The sequence below is a fragment of the Mesorhizobium sp. M7A.F.Ca.US.006.04.2.1 genome, assembly GCF_004022915.1.
Classification (GTDB): Bacteria; Pseudomonadota; Alphaproteobacteria; order Rhizobiales; family Rhizobiaceae; genus Mesorhizobium; species Mesorhizobium ciceri.
On record NZ_RZQA01000712.1, the window covers coordinates 1 to 3426 of the forward strand.

The following is a 3426-nucleotide window of genomic DNA, read 5'->3' on the forward strand; positions in this document are numbered from 1 at the left end:
ACCCACGCTCGAGATCACGCCAACCGGACGGCTGCGGCTCGACGATCTCGATGCCATCGCTGACGCGGCCGCCGACGGCATGGGGCTGGCCTGGCTGCCCTGGTGGCTGGTACGCGACCGCATTCAGGCCGGCGCGCTGATGGCGCTGTTGCCGGACCAGCCGCGATATCTCTACGACTGCCACGCGCTTTGGCTGCAGACACCGCATCTGCCGCTGAAGGTGCGGCTGGCCGTCGATGCGCTGGCCTTCGCCTTGCCGAAATCGATGGCCTGATTGCCCAGTCCAATCGCCGCCGCTCAGTTGAGATCGCGCCGATACTCCTTGACCTCGCTGCGGTCGACGATCCGCTCGTCTCCGTCATGGGCAGTGATGTGGGTCTCGATCCGCCAGACGTCGCGCAGCGCGCGCACCGTCGCCGTCACTGAAAGGCGCGCCTGCCAGTCGCCGCGGCCATAGGATTTTTCCCAGGTGCAGGTGCCGACCGCCGAGGTCGGGTCGTCGGGGTGAATGGAGAACCGGTCGACATGCTTCGCTGAAAGGACGATTCCCGTATGCGGATGCCGCACCGTGCCGCCATCATTGACGACTTGGTAGACGGTCTCGCCAGTGACCTGGTCTGTCGAAACCGAGCGCTGAAAGCCGTCCCCTTTGGTCAGAACCTCCTGCTCCATCGGCGCGGCGCTTTCCGGAGCCAGGAAGGCCCCCAGCGTGTCGTCCAGCTTCTGCGGCGCGCGCACCGGCAGGATCAGCCGGCTATCGCCGCAATGGATCGACAGCGTCGCCTGCTCGGCGGTCGGAAAGACGATCGGCCAATGCGATGTCGCCAGTGCCAGCCGGATACGCTCGCCAACCTCGAAACGCTGCCCGCAGCAGCGCAGCTTGATGCGGACGGTCTCCGCCCGGCCCGGCACCATGGGTGCGATGTCCAGATCATCGTTGCGATGGCTCAGATTGAGGATGCCGTAGCTGACGCGCGAGGCAGCACCTTCAGGGAACACTTGCGACAGCGTGGCGGACAGAAGCGCAACCGGCTTGTCGGAGGAGAGCTTGACCTCGAATTCGGGAAAACCGAGGATCTCGACCGCTTCGGTCAACGGCGCCGTCTCGAAGATCAGGGCATTGCCTTCTTCCGTGCGTTGGTCGACCGGCAAGGTCGGCATGACGCCATAACCGCACCAGGCGCCGGAAGACAGGCCGGCCGTCTGCGGCGATGAAATCTCCAGGATCGTGTCTTCGCCCCTGGCCTCGCTCAGCACATGCGGCGCAAGGTTCAGCACCTTTTCGCCGATCCCCGGCCCCGGCCATGCCGGCTCCGCGACCCAGCGGCCGGGTCGCTCGTCATAGATCGCTGCCGGCCGTGCGGGATCCTGAATCCAGGCGCGCAGCATCGGCTCGTCGGCAATGCCGGTGTTTATGCCCTTGAGATATTGGTCCCACCAGCGCAGGCACTCCTGCAGGAAGCCGATGCGCGGTCCTGGCATGGCGAAGTGCGGATATTTATGGCCCCAGGGTCCAATCAACCCTTTGCGGGGACCGCTTAGCTTTTCCAGCATCCGGAAGATCGGATTGGGGTAACCGTCGGCCCAGCCGCCGACGGCGTAGACCGGGATTTCGACATCGGAATAATCCTCGCAGATCGAACCGTGCTTGTAGAAATCGTCGCGGCGCTGGTGTTCGAACCAGTCCTGCATCCAGATGCCATTGCCATTCAGCCGTTGTTTCCAAAGACCGCGCCAGCGGTCACCGACAATGAGCGGGTCGGGCGGGGTCATGGCGATGGCCCAGGCGGTGGTTCCCCACATCAGATTGTCGCACATCATCGCGCCGCCGAGATAATGCACGTCGTCGTTATAGCGGTCGTCGGTCGAACACAGCGAAACGACGGCTTTCAGCGCCGGCGGCCGGCGGGCCGCGACCTGCAGCCCGTTGAAGCCGCCCCAGCTGATGCCGATCATGCCGACGCTTCCCGAGCACCAGGATTGCCTCGCCAGCCATTCGATGACCACCAGGCAGTCATCCTGCTCCTGCTTCAGATACTCACCCTTGCACAGCCCTTCGCTGTCGCCCGAGCCGCGCATGTCGACCCGCACGCCGGCATAGCCGTGACCGGCGAAATAGGGATGCGTCAGCGCATCGCGCTCCACCGTTCCGTCACGCTTGCGATAGGGCAAATATTCGAGGATCGCCGGCACGGGATCGCTCTCCGCGTCTTCCGGCAGCCAGACACGCGCCGCCAGCTTGACGCCATCCGGCATCGGAATCCACAAATTCTCGATCTCGCGGATTTTGCGCGGGAAATCGGTGACGACGCGGATATCTTGCATGGCGGCTCCTCTCAACGCCTCGGCCGACACTTGCGCCGGTGGCGATCCTTATGTGTTCAGCGGGAAATGGCAGGTCAGACGGCTGTCGCCGACCGAGGCCGGGACGGGGACATCCAGCGCGCAACGGCCCTCGGCCTGCGGGCAGCGTGTGTGAAACTCGCAGCCTGAGGGGCGCGCCAGCAAGGACGGAACGTCAGCCGGCAGCGTGATGCGCTGATGCACCCTGTCGGGATCAGGCTCGGGATTGGCGGAGAGAAGGGCCGCCGTATAGGGATGATGCGGGGCGCGGAAGATCGCTTCGGTTTCGCCCTGCTCGACGAAGCGCCCGAGATACATCACCGCCATGCGGTCGGCGATCTGGCGCACGACATGCAGATTGTGGGTGATGATCAGCATCGACAGGCCCATGCGGTCGCGCAGGTCGTTGAGCAGGTTCAGCGCCTCTCCCTGCACGGAGACGTCGAGGCCGGCGGTCGGCTCGTCGGCGACGACCAGCACCGGGTCCAGCGCAATCGCCCGCGCTACGCCGACGCGGCGCGCCTGGCCGCCAGATAGCTGGTGCGGGTAGCGGTCGGCGAAATCGCGCGGCAGCCCGACCAGCGCAAGAAGCCGTGTGACTTCAGCGTTGAGATCGCGATCCGACAAACCGTGGATGACGAAAGGCTCCGACAGCAGCGAGCGCACGCTGAGCCGCGGCGACAGCGATCCGACCGGATCCTGGAACATCATCGGCATGCGCCGCCGCACCGGTTTCATCGCGGCGTTGGACAGGCCTTGCAGTTCCTGTCCTTCGAACACGATCGTGCCTGCTTTCACCGGCTGAAGACCGTTGAGGGTGCGCGCCAGCGTCGTCTTGCCCGAGCCGGATTCGCCGACCAGCGCGAAGGTGCTGCCTCGTTGAAGCGTGAAGCTGACGCCGGAGACCGCTTCGATTTCGGTGGCCCGCCCCGCGAGCCTGGCGGACAGGCCGCCAACCCGGAACGAGACGCGCAGGTCGCTGACACGGAGCAGGTCTTCGTTCATGCGCCCATGGCCCCCAGTGGAACGTCCGAGTGCCAGCAATGGGCGATATGAGATCCGCCGACAGGGGCGCTGGGAGGC

General features: G+C 65.3%; 3 protein-coding genes. 1 reads left to right on the forward strand and 2 read right to left on the reverse strand.

Going from position 1 to position 3426, the window contains the following annotated elements; all coding sequences use genetic code 11:
- Positions 1-274: LysR substrate-binding domain-containing protein (locus EN925_RS28575; RefSeq protein ID WP_245487330.1), on the forward strand; the 274-nt coding region annotated here is incomplete at its 5' end.
- A 23-nt stretch (positions 275-297) separates the two neighbouring features.
- Here the strand turns inward: EN925_RS28575 and EN925_RS28580 are convergent.
- Both EN925_RS28580 and EN925_RS28585 read right to left on the reverse strand, forming a co-directional pair.
- Positions 298-2325: a CocE/NonD family hydrolase gene (locus EN925_RS28580; RefSeq protein WP_127368427.1), complete on the reverse strand. Its 2028-nt coding sequence runs from the start codon at positions 2323-2325 to the stop codon at positions 298-300.
- A 48-nt stretch (positions 2326-2373) separates the two neighbouring features.
- Positions 2374-3348, reverse strand: a complete 975-nt coding sequence (locus tag EN925_RS28585; protein WP_127368426.1) for an ABC transporter ATP-binding protein — start codon at positions 3346-3348, stop codon at positions 2374-2376.
- Positions 3349-3426 lie beyond the last annotated feature (78 nt).

Excerpts from the sequence above, each read along its gene's own strand:
- EN925_RS28585 (WP_127368426.1), bottom strand. The coding sequence starts at position 3,348 with ATGAACGAAGACCTGCTCCGTGTCAGCGACCTGCGCGTCTCGTTCCGG.
- EN925_RS28580 (WP_127368427.1), bottom strand. The coding sequence starts at position 2,325 with ATGCAAGATATCCGCGTCGTCACCGATTTCCCGCGCAAAATCCGCGAG.